This is a genomic window from Hanstruepera flava (genome assembly GCF_023634025.1).
Taxonomy (GTDB): Bacteria; Bacteroidota; Bacteroidia; order Flavobacteriales; family Flavobacteriaceae; genus Hanstruepera; species Hanstruepera flava.
The window spans coordinates 1,112,895-1,128,403 of sequence record NZ_JALJCW010000001.1 but is presented as its reverse complement, the minus strand read 5'-3'; the positions used below and the strand labels follow the sequence as shown (position 1 = coordinate 1,128,403).

At 34.9% G+C, this 15,509-nt stretch carries 15 protein-coding genes; 2 read left to right on the top strand and 13 right to left on the bottom strand.

What is annotated here, in order from left to right; translation table 11 throughout:
- Nucleotide 1: 1 nt before the first annotated feature.
- The 11 genes from sufD to MTX13_RS05305 form a co-directional block, all read right to left on the bottom strand.
- Complete coding sequence (sufD, locus tag MTX13_RS05355) at nucleotides 2-1,315, bottom strand: Fe-S cluster assembly protein SufD (protein WP_250433350.1); 1,314 nt, start codon at nucleotides 1,313-1,315, stop codon at nucleotides 2-4.
- A gap of 10 nt (nucleotides 1,316-1,325) precedes the next feature.
- Complete coding sequence (sufC, locus tag MTX13_RS05350) at nucleotides 1,326-2,078, bottom strand: Fe-S cluster assembly ATPase SufC (RefSeq protein WP_250433349.1); 753 nt, start codon at nucleotides 2,076-2,078, stop codon at nucleotides 1,326-1,328.
- Nucleotides 2,079-2,081: 3 nt separating this feature from the next.
- Nucleotides 2,082-2,501 carry a hypothetical protein gene (locus tag MTX13_RS05345; protein WP_250433348.1) on the bottom strand — a complete coding sequence of 140 codons (420 nt, stop codon included), beginning with the start codon at nucleotides 2,499-2,501 and terminating at the stop codon, nucleotides 2,082-2,084.
- A gap of 11 nt (nucleotides 2,502-2,512) precedes the next feature.
- A complete protein-coding gene (gene sufB, locus MTX13_RS05340) occupies nucleotides 2,513-3,961 on the bottom strand; it encodes a Fe-S cluster assembly protein SufB (protein WP_250433347.1) in 1,449 nt (482 codons plus the stop codon).
- Nucleotides 3,962-3,970: 9 nt separating this feature from the next.
- Nucleotides 3,971-4,300: a HesB/IscA family protein gene (locus tag MTX13_RS05335; RefSeq protein ID WP_250433346.1), complete on the bottom strand. Its 330-nt coding sequence runs from the start codon at nucleotides 4,298-4,300 to the stop codon at nucleotides 3,971-3,973.
- Nucleotides 4,301-4,408: 108 nt separating this feature from the next.
- Nucleotides 4,409-5,449, bottom strand: coding sequence for a cytochrome-c peroxidase (locus MTX13_RS05330; RefSeq protein WP_250433345.1), 1,041 nt, complete (start codon nucleotides 5,447-5,449; stop codon nucleotides 4,409-4,411).
- Nucleotides 5,450-5,494: 45 nt separating this feature from the next.
- Complete coding sequence (locus MTX13_RS05325) at nucleotides 5,495-6,268, bottom strand: MbnP family protein (RefSeq protein WP_250433344.1); 774 nt, start codon at nucleotides 6,266-6,268, stop codon at nucleotides 5,495-5,497.
- Nucleotides 6,265-7,611, bottom strand: a complete 1,347-nt coding sequence (locus MTX13_RS05320) for a hypothetical protein (protein WP_250433343.1) — start codon at nucleotides 7,609-7,611, stop codon at nucleotides 6,265-6,267. Before MTX13_RS05320 ends, MTX13_RS05325 begins: the two co-directional genes overlap by 4 nt.
- Nucleotides 7,611-8,816: a choice-of-anchor B family protein gene (locus MTX13_RS05315; RefSeq protein WP_250433342.1), complete on the bottom strand. Its 1,206-nt coding sequence runs from the start codon at nucleotides 8,814-8,816 to the stop codon at nucleotides 7,611-7,613. The genes MTX13_RS05320 and MTX13_RS05315 overlap by 1 nt, the downstream gene beginning before the upstream one ends.
- Nucleotides 8,817-8,827: 11 nt before the next feature.
- A complete protein-coding gene (locus MTX13_RS05310; protein ID WP_250433341.1) occupies nucleotides 8,828-10,297 on the bottom strand; it encodes a choice-of-anchor B family protein in 1,470 nt (489 codons plus the stop codon).
- 6 nt (nucleotides 10,298-10,303) lie between these two features.
- On the bottom strand, nucleotides 10,304-11,818 hold the full coding sequence (locus MTX13_RS05305; protein WP_250433340.1) for a choice-of-anchor B family protein: 1,515 nt from the start codon (nucleotides 11,816-11,818) through the stop codon (nucleotides 10,304-10,306).
- 181 nt (nucleotides 11,819-11,999) lie between these two features.
- Here MTX13_RS05305 and thiL point away from each other — a divergent pair, with 181 nt between their 5' ends.
- Nucleotides 12,000-13,046, top strand: a complete 1,047-nt coding sequence (thiL, locus tag MTX13_RS05300; protein ID WP_250433339.1) for a thiamine-phosphate kinase — start codon at nucleotides 12,000-12,002, stop codon at nucleotides 13,044-13,046.
- Here the strand turns inward: thiL and MTX13_RS05295 are convergent.
- Both MTX13_RS05295 and MTX13_RS05290 read right to left on the bottom strand, forming a co-directional pair.
- The gene (locus MTX13_RS05295; RefSeq protein ID WP_250433338.1) at nucleotides 13,043-13,321 is read right to left on the bottom strand and encodes a hypothetical protein; all 279 of its coding nucleotides are present in this window, start codon (nucleotides 13,319-13,321) and stop codon (nucleotides 13,043-13,045) included. The genes thiL and MTX13_RS05295 overlap by 4 nt on opposite strands.
- Nucleotides 13,322-13,378: 57 nt before the next feature.
- On the bottom strand, nucleotides 13,379-14,158 hold the full coding sequence (locus MTX13_RS05290) for an alpha/beta fold hydrolase (RefSeq protein ID WP_250433337.1): 780 nt from the start codon (nucleotides 14,156-14,158) through the stop codon (nucleotides 13,379-13,381).
- 35 nt (nucleotides 14,159-14,193) lie between these two features.
- On the opposite strand from MTX13_RS05290, the gene brnQ reads away from it, so the two are divergent.
- Nucleotides 14,194-15,486, top strand: coding sequence for a branched-chain amino acid transport system II carrier protein (gene brnQ, locus MTX13_RS05285; protein ID WP_250433336.1), 1,293 nt, complete (start codon nucleotides 14,194-14,196; stop codon nucleotides 15,484-15,486).
- The last annotated feature ends 23 nt before the right edge of the window (nucleotides 15,487-15,509 follow it).

The following is a 15,509-nucleotide window of genomic DNA, read 5'->3' as shown; positions in this document are numbered from 1 at the left end:
ACTACAAATCAAATCCAATATTAACGCCCAATTTATTGGCTATAATTTTAGTAATACGTTGTTTTATTTCAGGAATTTTTACCGAACTCAATACATTGTTACTAAAAGCATACATTAACAACGCTTTGGCTTCTTTTTCTGGAATACCTCGAGAACGCATGTAGAACATGGCGCTTTCATCTAATTGACCAATGGTACAACCGTGAGAACATTTTACGTCATCTGCAAAAATTTCCAGTTGAGGTTTGGTGTTAATAGACGCTTTATCGCTAATTAAAATATTATTGTTAGACTGAAAAGCATTCGTTTTTTGTGCTTCTTTGTTTACAATAACGCGACCATTGAAAACACCCGTGGCATTATCTCCAAAAATACCTTTATAATCTTGATGGCTTTCACAATTTGGCTCTATATGGTGAACCAAGGTATTGTGATCAACATGTTGCTTGTTTCCTATAATGGTAACACCTTTAAGCGTAGAATCTATACGTTCTCCATTTTGGAAAAAATTCAAATTGTTTCGCGTTAATTTACCACCAAACGAGAAGGTGTGAACAGAACAATGACTTTCTTGTTTTTGACTTATAAAGGTATTATCAATTAATGAAGCCGTTTCTCTATCATTCTGCACTTTATAGTAGTCTATAATAGCACGCTTATTGGCGAAAATCTCCGTAACACTATTGGTTAACACAGGATTGTCTGTTAAGCTTTGATGGCGTTCAATTATTTGTACATGGGCATTTTCATCAACAACTACCAAATTACGTGGTTGTAGCATTAATGCCGATTCGTCTCCAGAGCTAAAATGTAAAATTTGAATGGGCTTTTCAACCAACTTATTTTTCTTAATATGAATAAAAGCACCTTCGCTTGCAAAAGCTGTATTTAACGATGACAAACTATCTTTAGTTGCAGCTTTATTAAAATAATTTTCAATTACTAACCTATATTTTGGTTTGTTTAAAGCAGCAGACATTAAACAAACATCAAAACCTTCATGGGTGGTTTGTGATAAATGTGACGAGTATTTACCATCTATAAAGACAATTTTATAACTGTCTATATCATGAATAAAATATTTTTTAATGTCACGATATTCTAAAGCATTTTCTTGTTTAGGAAAAACACTATAATCTTGATTTATAATAGATTTTAGCGACGTATATTTCCAAGCCTCTTGTTTTTTTGTAGGGAACCCCTCCTGTTCAAATGTTTTTATAGCTTCGCTTCTTACATCATGCACTGGAGAATCTATATCGATTTGATTCTCAAAAGCCATGAATGAGGATACTAACTTCTCTTTTAAATCCATTTGATAATGCTTACGCGTTTATTTCTTCTTTAATCCAATCGTAGCCTTTTTCTTCTAGCTCATGTGCCAATTCTTTACCGCCTGATTTAACTATACGACCATTGTATAAAACATGCACATAATCTGGAACGATATAGTCAAGTAGTCTTTGGTAGTGTGTTATAACTATAACAGCATTGTCTTTGCTTTTTAGTTTATTAACACCATTAGCGACAATTCTTAAGGCGTCGATATCCAATCCAGAATCGGTTTCATCTAAAATAGCTAGTTTAGGTTCTAACATAGCCATTTGGAAAATTTCATTACGTTTTTTTTCACCACCAGAAAAGCCTTCATTCAGCGAACGCGATAAAAATTTTCTATCAATTTCAAGTAATTCAGATTTTTCACGAATCAACTTAAGCATTTCATTGGCTGGCATTTCTTCCAAGCCTTTAGCCTTACGTGTTTCGTTAATGGCTGTTTTCATAAAATTGGTAACAGACACTCCCGGAATTTCAACAGGGTATTGAAACGAAAGAAACACGCCTTTATGAGCACGTTCTTCAGCTGCTAAATCATCGATATTTTCATTTTCTAAAAGAATTTCCCCTTCCTGAACTTCATATTCTTCTTTACCTGCAATAACAGAAGCTAATGTGCTTTTTCCTGAACCATTTGGTCCCATGATTGCATGTACCTCTCCAGGCTTAACTTCTAGGTTAATACCTTTTAGTATATTTTTATCTTCTACACTTGCGTGTAAGTTATTTATCTTTAACATAGTTTATTTAGATTCCAATTTAACAACATTATTGGCCTCCGGGTTAGAGGCTGTCACATTTAATATTTCTTTAATTGCTACACGGTAAGGCCAGCCTTCTTCGTCTGTAGGTTTAGGTGTAATTTTACCACGAATAGAAACGGTTACGTAATCGGTAGCTTCATTTTTGTATTGTTGGGCTAGTTTGTCCAATTCATGCATTTTATCATCAATTATAACAGCATAAACTTCTCTATGCGTTTGCAAAACAGCAGCATCTGCATAATACACAAACTCACCTTTTAATAAGGTTAAACCATCGCTTTGTTTTTCAGTACGATTGGGACTGTCAACATCAATAGGTTTTGTTTCTTCAGTTTTTTTGTCGTTTTTACAACTAATTAATACGATTAGACTTAAAAGTAATAATGCTAATTTTTTCATTTTTATAATTTTTATCCGACCGATCCTTCTAAACTTATTTCCAATAATTTTTGAGCTTCAACAGCAAATTCCATGGGGAGCTTATTTAAAACTTCCTTACTAAAACCATTAACTATTAATGCGATTGCTTTTTCGGTATCGATACCACGTTGGTTACAATAAAATATTTGGTCTTCACCTATTTTACTGGTTGTGGCTTCGTGTTCAATTTTAGCTGTTTTATTTTTTGCTTCAATGTATGGGAAGGTGTGCGCACCACATTCATTACCCATAAGTAAACTATCGCATTGTGAAAAATTACGAGCATTCTCAGCTCTTGAACTAACTTGAACCAATCCACGATAGCTGTTTTGGGATTTACCGGCAGAAATACCTTTTGAAATAATAGTTGACTTGGTATTTTTCCCAAGATGAATCATTTTTGTGCCAGTATCTGCTTGCTGATAATTATTGGTTACAGCAATGGAGTAAAACTCTCCTACAGAATTATCGCCTTTAAGTACACAACTTGGGTATTTCCATGTAACCGCAGAACCTGTTTCTACCTGTGTCCAAGATATTTTGGCATTTTTCTCACAAAGTCCACGTTTGGTTACAAAATTGTAAACACCACCTTTGCCTTCGGCATTTCCAGGATACCAATTTTGAACAGTTGAATATTTTATTTCAGCATCATCCAAAGCTATTAATTCAACTACGGCAGCGTGCAATTGATTTTCATCACGACTTGGTGCTGTACAGCCTTCTAAATAGGAAACATAACTACCTTCGTCTGCAATTACCAAGGTTCTTTCAAACTGACCAGTACCAGCTTGATTAATTCTAAAATAAGTTGATAGCTCCATTGGGCATTTTACACCCTTTGGGATGTAGCAGAATGAACCATCACTAAACACGGCTGAATTAAGCGCTGCATAGAAATTGTCCTTTTGCGGTACAACGGTTCCAATATATTTTTTCACCAATTCTGGATGCTCTTTTATAGCCTCCGAAATACTCATGAAAATGATGCCCTTTTCAGCTAAAGTCTTTTTAAAAGTAGTCGCCACCGAAACCGAGTCGACAACAACATCCATGGCAACTCCGGCTAGCTTTTTTTGCTCGTCAAGAGATATTCCAAGTTTATCAAACGTAGCCAACAACTCTGGGTCTACTTCATCTAAACTATCATATTTAGGCTTACTGTTTGGTGCCGAATAATATGAAATAGCCTGAAAATCAGGCTTTTCGTAATGTACATTAGCCCAATTGGGTTCAGCCATATCTTTCCAAACTTTAAAAGCTTGAAGGCGCCATTCTGTCATCCATTCTGGCTCTTCTTTTTTCTTTGAAATAGCCTTTACAATATCTTCATTTAAGCCAACAGGAAATGTGTCTGATTCTATATCAGTGTAAAAACCATATTCGTATTCTTTGGTTTTTAGTTCCTCCCTTAAGTCGTCTTCAGTATATTTACTCATGTTTTGAAATTAGAGTGAAAAAGATTCTCCACAACCGCAAGTGCGATTGGCATTTGGGTTATTAAAAACAAAACCTGAACCATTTAAGCCGCCAGAATATTCAAGAGTTGTGCCAATAAGATACAAGAAGCTTTTTTTGTCCACTATTATTTTGATACCATTATCCTCAAAAACCTTGTCTTCGTCTTGTTGTTGATTATCAAATTTCAAATCATAGGATAAACCAGAACAACCACCACTTTTAACTCCAACACGTACAAAGTCGGTAGCTGAATTATAGCCATCTTCAGTCATTAACTCTATGACTTTCTTTTTAGCTGTTTCTGAAACTTTTATCATATTCTTTAATTAGATTTTGTCTAAATAGAGTGCAAATATACAATATAAGTCATGGATTACCATATAACCTAACATTATATTAATATATGGTTTAATAGCTTTTTACTATTAATTTTGAAAGTCAGGATTATTAATAAAAGATGGGTCTGAAAGCGCTAGCAGAAATGCTTTTAAATCGGCCTTATCTTGATCGGATAGATTTACGCCACCTTCATCAACTTTTTTCATTAACGGATCTATTGTTGGTGAGTTTTGTAGCCCCTCACTATAGTGGTTAATAACCTCCTCTAGGGTATTGAACCTTCCGTCATGCATATAAGGAGCAGAATACGCTAAATTTCTTAATGAAGGAGACTTGAATTTACCATTATCAGCTGGGTCTCCTGTTACTTCTCCCAGTCCTAAATCTGAAAATGTGGCATCTAAGCCATTATTATGGAAAATATTATCTGTCCATAAGGGATTGTTTGGATTACCATGACAATGAAAGCAGTCGCCTCTTTCTTCATCCATAAACACATTGAATCCGTTTAGCTCTTGAGGGGTAAGCTGTGCTTCACCCAATAAATATCTATCAAATTTAGAATTCGCAGAAATGAGCGTGCGTTCAAATTGGGCAATAGCCTTTGTTACTTTTTCTCTGGTGATAGGGCCATTCCCGAACGCATTACTAAACATATTAGGATATTCTGGATGTTGGGTTAATCTGTCAACAACAACCTCCCAAGTATTGTGCATTTCAATCGGGTTTGTTACAGGTTCTAAAGCTTGATGTTCTAAACTGAAGACACGTCCATCCCAAAAGAATTTTTCATCATAGTTCCAGGCTAAATTAAATAGTGGCATGGAGTTTCTATTCCCAAAAATACCGTCAATACCCTCGCTAAACCTCGTGTTATCTGTAAAGGCATTTTGTGGACTATGGCAATCTGCACAAGATTGTGTTTGGTTGCCAGATAGTAAAGGGTCAAAAAATAGTTTTTTGCCCAAAGCAATACCTTCTATAGTTTGTGGATTATCTATTGGTATTACAGGATCTAGAATGTTTTCAGAGAATATTTGGGGAATATTTAGAGGTGCAGGTGTTGGTTGACTAACATAATCGCCATCGTCAGTCTTGTTATCGCTACAGTTGAAAACCGTTGCCATAAAAAGTACTAAAACTCCATATTTTAAAAAACCATTCAAAATAAATTATTGTGTTACTGTGCCAACAGAAAAAACAGTTGACACATTTTCTTGCATCATTTTTTGTGCTGTATAATTAGGCATTAAAGGTGTATCTAAAACATTTAAATCCCATGTGTTTGGGTTTTTAAAGAATTCAGCAATATTCATTTTTACTTCAATAACAGCATTGTTTGATATAACAATTTCTGTAGATAAATCTATTATCGCGTAATTTTGTTCAAATACGCCTGTGCTTACTCTTGCAGTACCGTTATGGTAATTGAAAGGCGCAGGCGCAGTTGTATTTACGTTATACATACCATCAAATTGTAAAAAATGATAGCCACCACCAAGCATTGCAGGCCAGTTCCAAGAGGCACTATTTAAATCTGCATAAGCACCATCAACATTGTCAGTTTCATTAAAACCCCAAATGAATTTTAAGGTATAGGTTCCGGTTGGAATTGTATTGTTTTCTGGTGTAAAATTGTACGTGGTTTCATCAGACAAATCGGTAAATTTATATCCATCAAACAAATATGTTTGACCATTGGAATGCGTAAGTTCTAAACGTGACACCAAATAGCGAATACGTGCCATACTCATTTCTTCACCATGCTCGTTGGTAACAATTTCGGTTGTTAAATTAGAACTGTTTATGAGAGTATTGTCCCAATTGTGAGTGAAATTAAAGCTAACATTGACTTGCGATGGAGCGGGTATAATATTATCATCATTATCTTCGCTACATGCTAAAAAGGCGAAAGAAACAGCAATAATGGTTAAGATTTTTTTCATTTTGTTTTTATTATTAATAAGTCCGAAAACCCTTTATTTTCTTCTATATCTCCATCAGAACTGTTGGATTCTCCAACAGCAATAATAGTGTTGTTATCTAAAATCGTGGCATCGTAACAAAAGTCAATTTGGGTGCCCCCAACCGTTTTTTGAAACATTAAATTTCCGGAACTATCCACTAACACAATCCAAGCATCATTTTGACCCTTATTTTCTTCAACATCGCCATCTGCGCTTCTTGAACTACCTGATATAATGAAGCTGTTATTGTTTGATTTTTGAATGGAACGCGCAACATCAAAGCTGCTGCCTCCATAAGTTTTTTCCCAAATTAGATTTCCTTCAGGGCTTATTTTAATTAACCATAAATCTGCAGCACCTTTATTGTTTGAAACGTTAACGTCATTACTTCTAGTATCTCCAGCTATTAAATAATTGCCATCTCCAGATTCAACTATACCACGAGCTTCATCAATTTCAGTTCCTCCAAACGATTTTTCCCAAACTAGCGTGCCAGTTTCGGATATTTTAATAACCCAAAAATCGTAGGTTCCAATATTGTTTTGAATATCTACATCATCACTGTCTGATGACCCAACTATTATATAGCCATTGTCTGCTGTTTGAATAGCGTCAAATGGGGTGTCTGTAAAACTACCACCATAATATTTACTCCATTCACGATTACCATTCGCATTAAGTTTAATAGCCCAATAATCTCCACCAGCATGGCGTTGGTTGGCATTACGTGTGTTGCCTTCTCCTCCAGAAGCTGTTACGTCTAAAACGCCAGTAATAAAATAACCGCCATCATTAGTTTGAAGAATAGTATTTCCAATATCGGAGCCAGAGTATCCATAGGATTTTTGCCAAACTAAATTTCCGTTAGCATCAAGTTTTGTAATCCAATAATCTTGAGCCCCAGCATTTTCAGTCACATCACCATCACTACTTGAGGAATAACCCAAAATAACATAGCCGTCATCTTGAGTTTGTATTATGGCATTGCCTCTGTCATCATCAGAACCACCATAAGTTTTTGACCATTGAAGTTCATGGTTACCGTTAAATTTTAAAACCCAGTAATCAAAACTTTCATTGTCTTTGTCAGTGATGTCGCCATCGGCACTTTGTGAATAACCTAAAATAACATAACCTCCGTCTGAAGTTTTAGTTATAGAATGACCTCGGTCATTTTTTGTTCCGCCGTAAACTTTTGCTAATTCAAGTTGAGGTTCAGGCGTTGGTGTCGTGCCTCCAGTAGTATCATCATCAGAAGAACAACTCAATGTGAACAGGCACACTAAAACACCCAATATGTTGTATGGCGAGCGTAATTTCATTAAGTTCCACTTTTTCTAATTATAAATAACCCTCTGTTTATATCACTTATTATAATATTTCCACTTTCGAAGTATGGATAAACATTCCAAGCGCCATTAAAATCAGTTGCATTAGATTCAGGGTGAGTGTCAAAATAACCTAAGATACTTACCGAATTGTTTTCAATGTTGGTTATATCATAAAACGTAACTCCAGCTGTGTAGTTTGCTAAATAATAAATATCATTTTTAACATAACCGTTATGGTCTATCGCTGGTGAGTTGCCAATAATTTCGGTATGAAAACTAGGATTGTCCAAATCGCTAAAATCAAATACTAAAGTTCTTGTGTTGTTGCCATAGTTTATTTCATCTAATTCGTCACCAACAATAAAGTATTTTAAATCTGAAGAAAACCAACCTTGATGTGTGTAACCAATATTGGAATAACCGATTGTTGAAATTTGAGTAGGATTAGTTTTGTCTGTTACATCAACTAAAACAATTTCATTTTCGTTGCTACCAATTAAAATTTCACGACCAGAATAATCTGAATCTGGTCCGTTATACGTTATGACTTGAGCATCATGAGAATAGCCTGAAAAACCTCCTTCGCCAATAGGGTTTAAAGGGTTTTGAATATTCACAAAATGAGGACCACCAAAAAATGTATTGGAACCTACGGCATAAGCATATCCAGAGATTTCATTTATTACAATATTATGGGCGCTACCAAACCCAGAATAGTGGGCATCTGGTGTAAATGATTGTGGTGGATTGGTGACGTTTCTCAATCTTGTTAAATCAAAAATTTGCATACCATGGTTCTCGGCCTCACTAACAATAAAAGCATGATTATTATAAACTTTTACATCTCTCCAGGGACTATCAACAGTTTGGGTGTTAATAGAGCCTAAAAAAATGGGGTTTCTTGGATTGGAAATATCAACAAATGACGTGGCTCTGTTAGTACACACTAAAGCATACTCTTTACCTGTTGAAGGATCTGTCCATCCCCAGGAATCATTGCCTCTTGCTCCATTTCCTGCTAAAATATTTAGAGGAATATGTGCTAATAAATCGTAATTATTACAAGGGTAAATACCAGCAAAACCATTGTTGCAAGTTGTATCGCCAGATGAGTTATTATCTGATGTTGAATCGTCACTTGAACATGCCAATAAAAACAACAGCAGTATAGCTGAAACTAAAATTTTAAGTCTCATAGCACAATCTTTTAATTACTTGGTCGAACTATAAATAAACCCCTTTCAATATCGCTAACAATTATGTTACCACTCGCGAAATAGGGATAAACGCTCCATGCTCCATTAAAACTTGTATTGTTGTTTTCAGGATGCGTGTCAAAATAACCAGTTTCAGTCATGGTATTGCTGTTTATTCCTGAAATGTCAATTATTCTTAACCCTGCAGCATAACTGGCTTGATAATAGATGTTTCCTTTAACGTAGCCATTATGGTCAATTGCAGATGTTGGCCCAAAATAATCCATTTTAAAAGATGGGTTATCTAAATCAGAAAAATCAAAAACAATTGTTCGGGTATTGTTGCCAAAGCCCATTTCATCAGTTTCATCACCTAGTATAAAGTATTTCATGTCTTCGGTAAACCAACCTTGGTGTACATAACCTATATTGTTATAATCGATGGTTGAAATGGTAACTGGATTTCCTTTATCAGTTATATCGGCTATAACAACTTCGTTTTCATTACTTCCTATCAAAATTTCACGACCAGAGTAATCTGAATCGGGCCCATTATAAGTTACAACTTGAGCATCGTGGGCATAGCCAAAAAAGCCGCCTTCATCTTGTGGATTTAATGGGTTTTGAATGTTAATAAATAAAGGTCCGCCACCATAAGTGCCACCTCTACTGGTTCCAACGGCATAGGCATATCCCGAATTTTCATTTATTACAATATTGTGTGCACTTCCAAACCCTGTATAATGTGCATCAGAAGTGAAGTTTTCTGGTGGATTGGCAACATTTCGTAGTCGAGTTAAATCAAAAACTTGCATACCGTGTGCGCCTACATTATCGGCCACAATAAAAGCGTAGTTGTCATAAACTTTTACATCTCTCCAAAAGCTTGTACTTGTAGCAGTGTCAAGACGCCCTAAGAATATTGGGTTGGTTGGGTCGGTAACATCAACAAATGCAGTACTATTAGTCATGGCTACCAATGCGTATTCCTTTCCTGTTGTTGGGTCTGTCCATCCCCAAATGTCACTGCCTTCAGGATTTCCCATATTATTTGCTAGTACTGAAACAGGAAGATAACCCATTAAATCATAACCGTCACAAGGGTAAGGACCTGCCATGCCATTCTCACAAGGGTATAGTGGAGTTAAACCGGGATTGTTTTGACAGGCATCTCCGATACCATCATTATCGCTATCCAATTGGTCTGGATTTGGAATATTTGGACAGTTATCTACATCGTTTGCAACCCCATCATTATCGGAATCTGTATCATTTGTAGGGTCGCAAATGTCACCAATTCCATCACTGTCAGAATCTTCCTGATTAGGATTAGAAATGTTAGGACAGTTATCGATTCCGTCTGGGACACCATCGTTATCAGAATCAACAACTATTACTGGGTCTACAGGCTCGTCTTCACACGACTGGACAAAAACAATTGATAATGATAATAATAGAAAGGTTTTAAATAAGGTTTTCATTACACTTTACTTTAGCAATATTTTTTTTGTGTTACTTGAATTTATATTTACCAAATACATGCCTTTAGCATAGTTGTGGATTGGTAAAACGAATGTTTTTTGGTTTATATTGTTGGCGTTAAAAAGCTTTTCTCCTAAAATATTGAAAATTTCAACAGTTTCAATAAATAAACTTCCGTTTGCAACAATTTTAGTATTAGTTTCGGTTGGATTAGGAGTTATTAAAAAATCATCATTTTTAACAAACTCGGGTTGCGATAATGTGCCGCTTTTTCTCACTATAAATAACCCACGATTTATATCGCCAATAATAATGTTTCCGCTATTGAAGTATGGATAAATACTCCAAGCGCCATCATAAGCTGTATTATCATTTTCTGGATAGGTGTCAAAATAGCCAACTTCGGTCATAGAGTTACTTGCTGCTGAAATATTGGTGATATCCAATACTCGCATACCAGCTCTGTAATTGGCTAAATAAAATTTATCTCCTTTTACATATCCGTTATGATCAATTGCCATAGATGGGCCAAAATAGGTTGATGATAATGTTGGGTTGTCTAAATCTTGAACATCAAAAACTAAAGTTCTTGTATTCATGCCGTACGATTGCTCATCAGTTTCATCTCCCATAATAAAATAGCGATGATCATCAGTAAACCATCCTTGATGTGCATACCCTGGATTGGAATATGCTACTTCTGAAATCACAACCGGATTAGCTTTGTCGGTTACATCAATAAAAACAAGCTTGTCATTGCTGGAGAAGGTGCCGTTGCTTGCTACTAAAATTTCTCTTCCCACATAACTAGGGACAGAAGTCGTGTTAGGGTCTGGTGATGTGTCAGGGCCGTTATAAGTCACAACCTGTGCGTCGTGAGTATAACCGCGATCGGCATAACCACCTTCAGAAACTGGATTAGATGGATTTGAAATATCAATAAAAACCAGTCCGCCACTAAATTCATCACAGCCCACTAAATACGCATAAGATTCAGATTCATTAATTACAACATTGTGGCAACTTCCAACTCCAGAATACAGTGTGTAATTCGTAAAAGTTTGAGGCGGATTGCTTACGTTTCTTAAATTGGTTAAATCAAAAACTTGCATACCATGTGCACCTACATTATCTGCCACAATAAAGGCATGATTATTATATACTTTAACATCACGCCAAAAGCTTGTGGTTGTTTCGGTATCAATTCTGCCTAAAAAAACAGGATTTATAGGGTCTGTAACATCAATAAAGGCCGTGCTATTTGTTGTCGCGAAAATGGCATATTCATTGCCATTCAAAGGGTCTGTCCAACCCCAAATGTCACTACCTTCAGGATTTCCTTGTGCATTGGCAAGTACTGAAATGGGAATGTTAGATAATAAATCGTAGTCGTTACATGAAAACGATTCACCACCGCTAACATTTGCAACACCGCCAATACATGGTGTTATTTGAGAATGGCTAAAATTAAATGTAAAAAGGAAAAATAATAGAAATGTAATTTTTTTTATAGCTAACATGGTTTTAGGGCAATTATTAAGCTTGACAAAATTAACAGAATAATCGACAAAATCTAATGGTTTAATGTTAAAAGTCAGCTTTTTAGGCTTGTTTTTGTTTAATACTCTGTAATTTATATAACTAAACAGTTTAATTATAAAATATCCTACTTTTTTAGATTAAGCTTTTTATTTTTGCAAAATGATAGAAGATAAAAATCAACAACGTACACCATTAAGCGAACTTGGTGAATTTGGTTTAATAGACCATTTAACGAAACAATTTGACACAAAACAACAGTCAACTATAAAAGGTATTGGTGATGATGCCACCATTTTAAATTTTGGAAAGAAAAATACTGTTATATCAACAGATTTATTAGTTGAAGGTGTACATTTTGATTTGAGTTACATGCCTTTAAAACATTTGGGATATAAAGCTATAATAGTGAATTTATCTGATATTTACGCCATGAACGCCCAAGCTACTCAAGTTACGGTTTCAATTGCAGTTAGCAGTAGGTTTCCTTTAGAGGCTTTAGAGGAATTGTACGAAGGTATTGCTTTGGCTTCCAAAATTTATAATGTAGATGTTGTTGGAGGAGACACTACATCTTCTACTTCAGGATTAATTATTTCGGTTACGGCAATTGGTGAGGTTTCTCAAAATGCAGAGGTGTTAAGAAATGGAGCTAAACCAAATGATTTGTTAGTTGTATCGGGAGACTTGGGAGCAGCTTATATGGGGCTTCAGGTTTTAGAGCGCGAGAAAGAAGTCTTTAAGGTTAACCCTAATAATCAACCAGATTTAGATGCTTATACTTATATTATTGAAAGACAATTAAAACCGGAAGCTAGAAAAGATATTATTACTCTGTTTAAAGATTTAGATTTAAAACCTTCTGCTATGATTGATATCAGCGATGGCTTATCGTCTGAAATTTTGCATATCTGTAAACAGAGTGGAGTTGGTTGTGATTTGTATGAAAATAAAATTCCTTTAGACCCTCAAGTTATTTCAACTTGTGAAGAGTTTAACATCGACAGTACTACTGTGGCTTTGAATGGTGGTGAAGATTATGAGCTGCTGTTTACAATTAGTCAAGAAGATTATCCTAAAATTAAAGCTAATCCAAATTTTAGTGTTATTGGATTTATGAAAGAGGCTCAAGCAGGAGCACATTTGGTAACTCGCGCAGAAACACGAATCCCCCTAAAAGCTCAAGGCTGGAAAAGTTTTAATGACTAGGCAGGCATTCTCAAATTCTGATTTGAATACGCTCTGTTTTGTAAACGCATAATACGCTGTGTGTACATGCGCTCTAGTATACTATTAATTTCACGATATTTTGGAGTTAGTTCAGTTAGGTTGCCATTGCTATTTGTTGTTAGTTGTTTTTTGCAATGAGAACAGGTATACTCCTTAACATGATGTGTTACCTTTCGAGTAACTTCATAATCATGACCAAAAACATTGCAGTATAACTTTGGTAAGATTGCAGTTTTTTGTGTAGTTGTTTTCATAATTCAAGTGATTTGGGGAAATAAATCTAGGATTTTTTATTATAAAATCGACAAAAGCTATAAATTTTCGATGAAATGCACGATATTACGTAGGAATAAACTTTCATTTTCTATATGGCTCATATGTCCGCCTTTTAATTCTATTAAATCTGTATTTGTCGATTTCGCTTCTATTACTAGGGTATCAGCCTGAATAACAGTGTCTTTAAGACCTATGATGAGTAATTTTTTAAAATGGGCATTTTTTAGAATATGTTCCCTATTTTTTCTAATCTTCATACCTTCAAGAGCGGCAATAATTCCTTGAAGAGGTGTTTTTAAAGCTTCTTGTTTTACAAGCTCAATATCATCTTTAAATTTATCTCGGTTACTTTCAGCGAATAAATTGGTAACCGCCATGCTCACAAAAGCCTTGTGATTCTGCTTGACTGCTTTTATGGCTCTATTTCTATTTAGTTTTCGTTCATTACTATCTGCTTGAGAAGTTGAGTTTGCCAAACAAATTCCTAAAACTATTTTAGGAAAAAGTTCAGCAAATGCTAAAGCGACATAACCACCCATTGAATGACCAATCAGAATTGCTTTATTAATTTTTAAATGATCCAAAACGGTTTTAACCATGTCAGCCTTATCCTCCATGGTATGAAGATATCCCATACAGCCTGTTTGTCCATGGCCAAGAAGATCTATGGAAATTACACGATTATTTTTTGAGATATGTGGTATTGTTTTTTTCCACATGCTTGTATTTTCCAAAAATCCATGTAACAAAACTACAGGTATTCCACTCCCTTCATCAGTGTAAAAAACAGATATTCCTTTGTAATCTAAAATCATAAATAAACTATCTTGTGCAAAGATACTTTTATGATATGAATAATAAGAAAACCATTTTCATTATTGGATTTGCTCTATTTGCCAGTTTTTTTGGAGCAGGAAATCTGATTTTACCACCACAATTGGGGTTTAATTCTGGGTCGGATTGGTGGCTTGTTGCTATTGGATTTGTCATTTCGGCGACGATAATTCCATTGTTGGCACTTTTAGGACATGCTAAATTGCAAGGCACCATGATGGATTTTGGTAAAAAAGTGTCTCCTTTGTTTAGTTTAATATTCTGTTTATGTGTTTACATTATAGCAATAACACTGCCTATACCAAGAACCGCAGCTGTCACTCACGAAATGGCTATTGCCCCTTTTTTTAACTCAAGTTCTTTGTTAACCAGTAGTTTATACTTTGGATTAGTGTTTATTTTTGTTTTAAAAAGGGATAGTATATTAAGTATCCTAGGAAAGTTCTTGACACCTTTAATTGTTCTAATTCTATTGGCAATCATTTTCATCGGAATTTTTACAGCACCTGGAAATATGAATTCTTCAGTATTAGAATCTTCAGCATTTGTCGTCGGTTTGTTAGAGGGCTATCAAACCTATGACGCTTTGGGAGGAATATTAATTGGCGGCGTCATTATTATTTCCTTAAATATTGAAGGCGGTATTTCTTTTGAAGATAAAAAAGCAATCATCATTAAATCTGGTTTGGTAGCTGCAGTGGGATTATTCATAATTTATACTGGAATGATAGCTGTAGGAGCATTTCACAATTCGGAGTTTGCTCCTTCAATTACAAGACCAGAACTATTGTCAGGGTTAAGTTTAAAAATGTTAGGTAATGTGGGAAATACCTTTTTAAGTGTATTAATAGCTTTGGCTTGTTTTACAACAGCAGTGAGTGTTATTGTAGGTACTGCTGACTTTTTTAATGGATTATTTAAAAAGTTAAAAAATGTCTATTTAATAACGGCTTTGGTTTCGTGTTTGTTGGGGGTTTTTGTAGGTCAAATGGATGTGCACTATATCATAGATATTGCATTACCAGTTTTAATGTTTATTTATCCATTGACCATAGTACTTATTATGCTAAATCTCTTTCCTGAACGATATGTTGCTAAAATTGTTTTTAGAACAGTCGTTTTGGTAACCTTCATTTTTAGTATACCTGATTTTTTAGGATTTTTAATTGAAGCAGAATGGCTTGATAATATAAAAAGTTTAATTCCATTGGCTAATGAGAATTTAGGATGGGTTTTGCCAGCTATATTGACTTTCCTATTAACAAATATTATAAAAAAACCTCATTTAGGTCAAATAAATGAGGTTTAAATTATTGAAAGAATTCTTATGTA

What these genes read in the sequence shown, in the direction of transcription:
- sufD (WP_250433350.1), bottom strand. Translation starts at nt 1,315, where the DNA reads ATGGATTTAAAAGAGAAGTTAGTATCCTCATTCATGGCTTTTGAGAAT.
- sufC (WP_250433349.1), bottom strand. Translation starts at nt 2,078, where the DNA reads ATGTTAAAGATAAATAACTTACACGCAAGTGTAGAAGATAAAAATATA.
- MTX13_RS05345 (WP_250433348.1), bottom strand. Translation starts at nt 2,501, where the DNA reads ATGAAAAAATTAGCATTATTACTTTTAAGTCTAATCGTATTAATTAGT.
- sufB (WP_250433347.1), bottom strand. Translation starts at nt 3,961, where the DNA reads ATGAGTAAATATACTGAAGACGACTTAAGGGAGGAACTAAAAACCAAA.
- MTX13_RS05335 (WP_250433346.1), bottom strand. Translation starts at nt 4,300, where the DNA reads ATGATAAAAGTTTCAGAAACAGCTAAAAAGAAAGTCATAGAGTTAATG.
- MTX13_RS05330 (WP_250433345.1), bottom strand. Translation starts at nt 5,449, where the DNA reads ATGGCAACGGTTTTCAACTGTAGCGATAACAAGACTGACGATGGCGAT.
- MTX13_RS05325 (WP_250433344.1), bottom strand. Translation starts at nt 6,268, where the DNA reads ATGAAAAAAATCTTAACCATTATTGCTGTTTCTTTCGCCTTTTTAGCA.
- MTX13_RS05320 (WP_250433343.1), bottom strand. Translation starts at nt 7,611, where the DNA reads ATGAAATTACGCTCGCCATACAACATATTGGGTGTTTTAGTGTGCCTG.
- MTX13_RS05315 (WP_250433342.1), bottom strand. Translation starts at nt 8,816, where the DNA reads ATGAGACTTAAAATTTTAGTTTCAGCTATACTGCTGTTGTTTTTATTG.
- MTX13_RS05310 (WP_250433341.1), bottom strand. Translation starts at nt 10,297, where the DNA reads ATGAAAACCTTATTTAAAACCTTTCTATTATTATCATTATCAATTGTT.
- MTX13_RS05305 (WP_250433340.1), bottom strand. Translation starts at nt 11,818, where the DNA reads ATGTTAGCTATAAAAAAAATTACATTTCTATTATTTTTCCTTTTTACA.
- thiL (WP_250433339.1), top strand. Translation starts at nt 12,000, where the DNA reads ATGATAGAAGATAAAAATCAACAACGTACACCATTAAGCGAACTTGGT.
- MTX13_RS05295 (WP_250433338.1), bottom strand. Translation starts at nt 13,321, where the DNA reads ATGAAAACAACTACACAAAAAACTGCAATCTTACCAAAGTTATACTGC.
- MTX13_RS05290 (WP_250433337.1), bottom strand. Translation starts at nt 14,158, where the DNA reads ATGATTTTAGATTACAAAGGAATATCTGTTTTTTACACTGATGAAGGG.
- brnQ (WP_250433336.1), top strand. Translation starts at nt 14,194, where the DNA reads ATGAATAATAAGAAAACCATTTTCATTATTGGATTTGCTCTATTTGCC.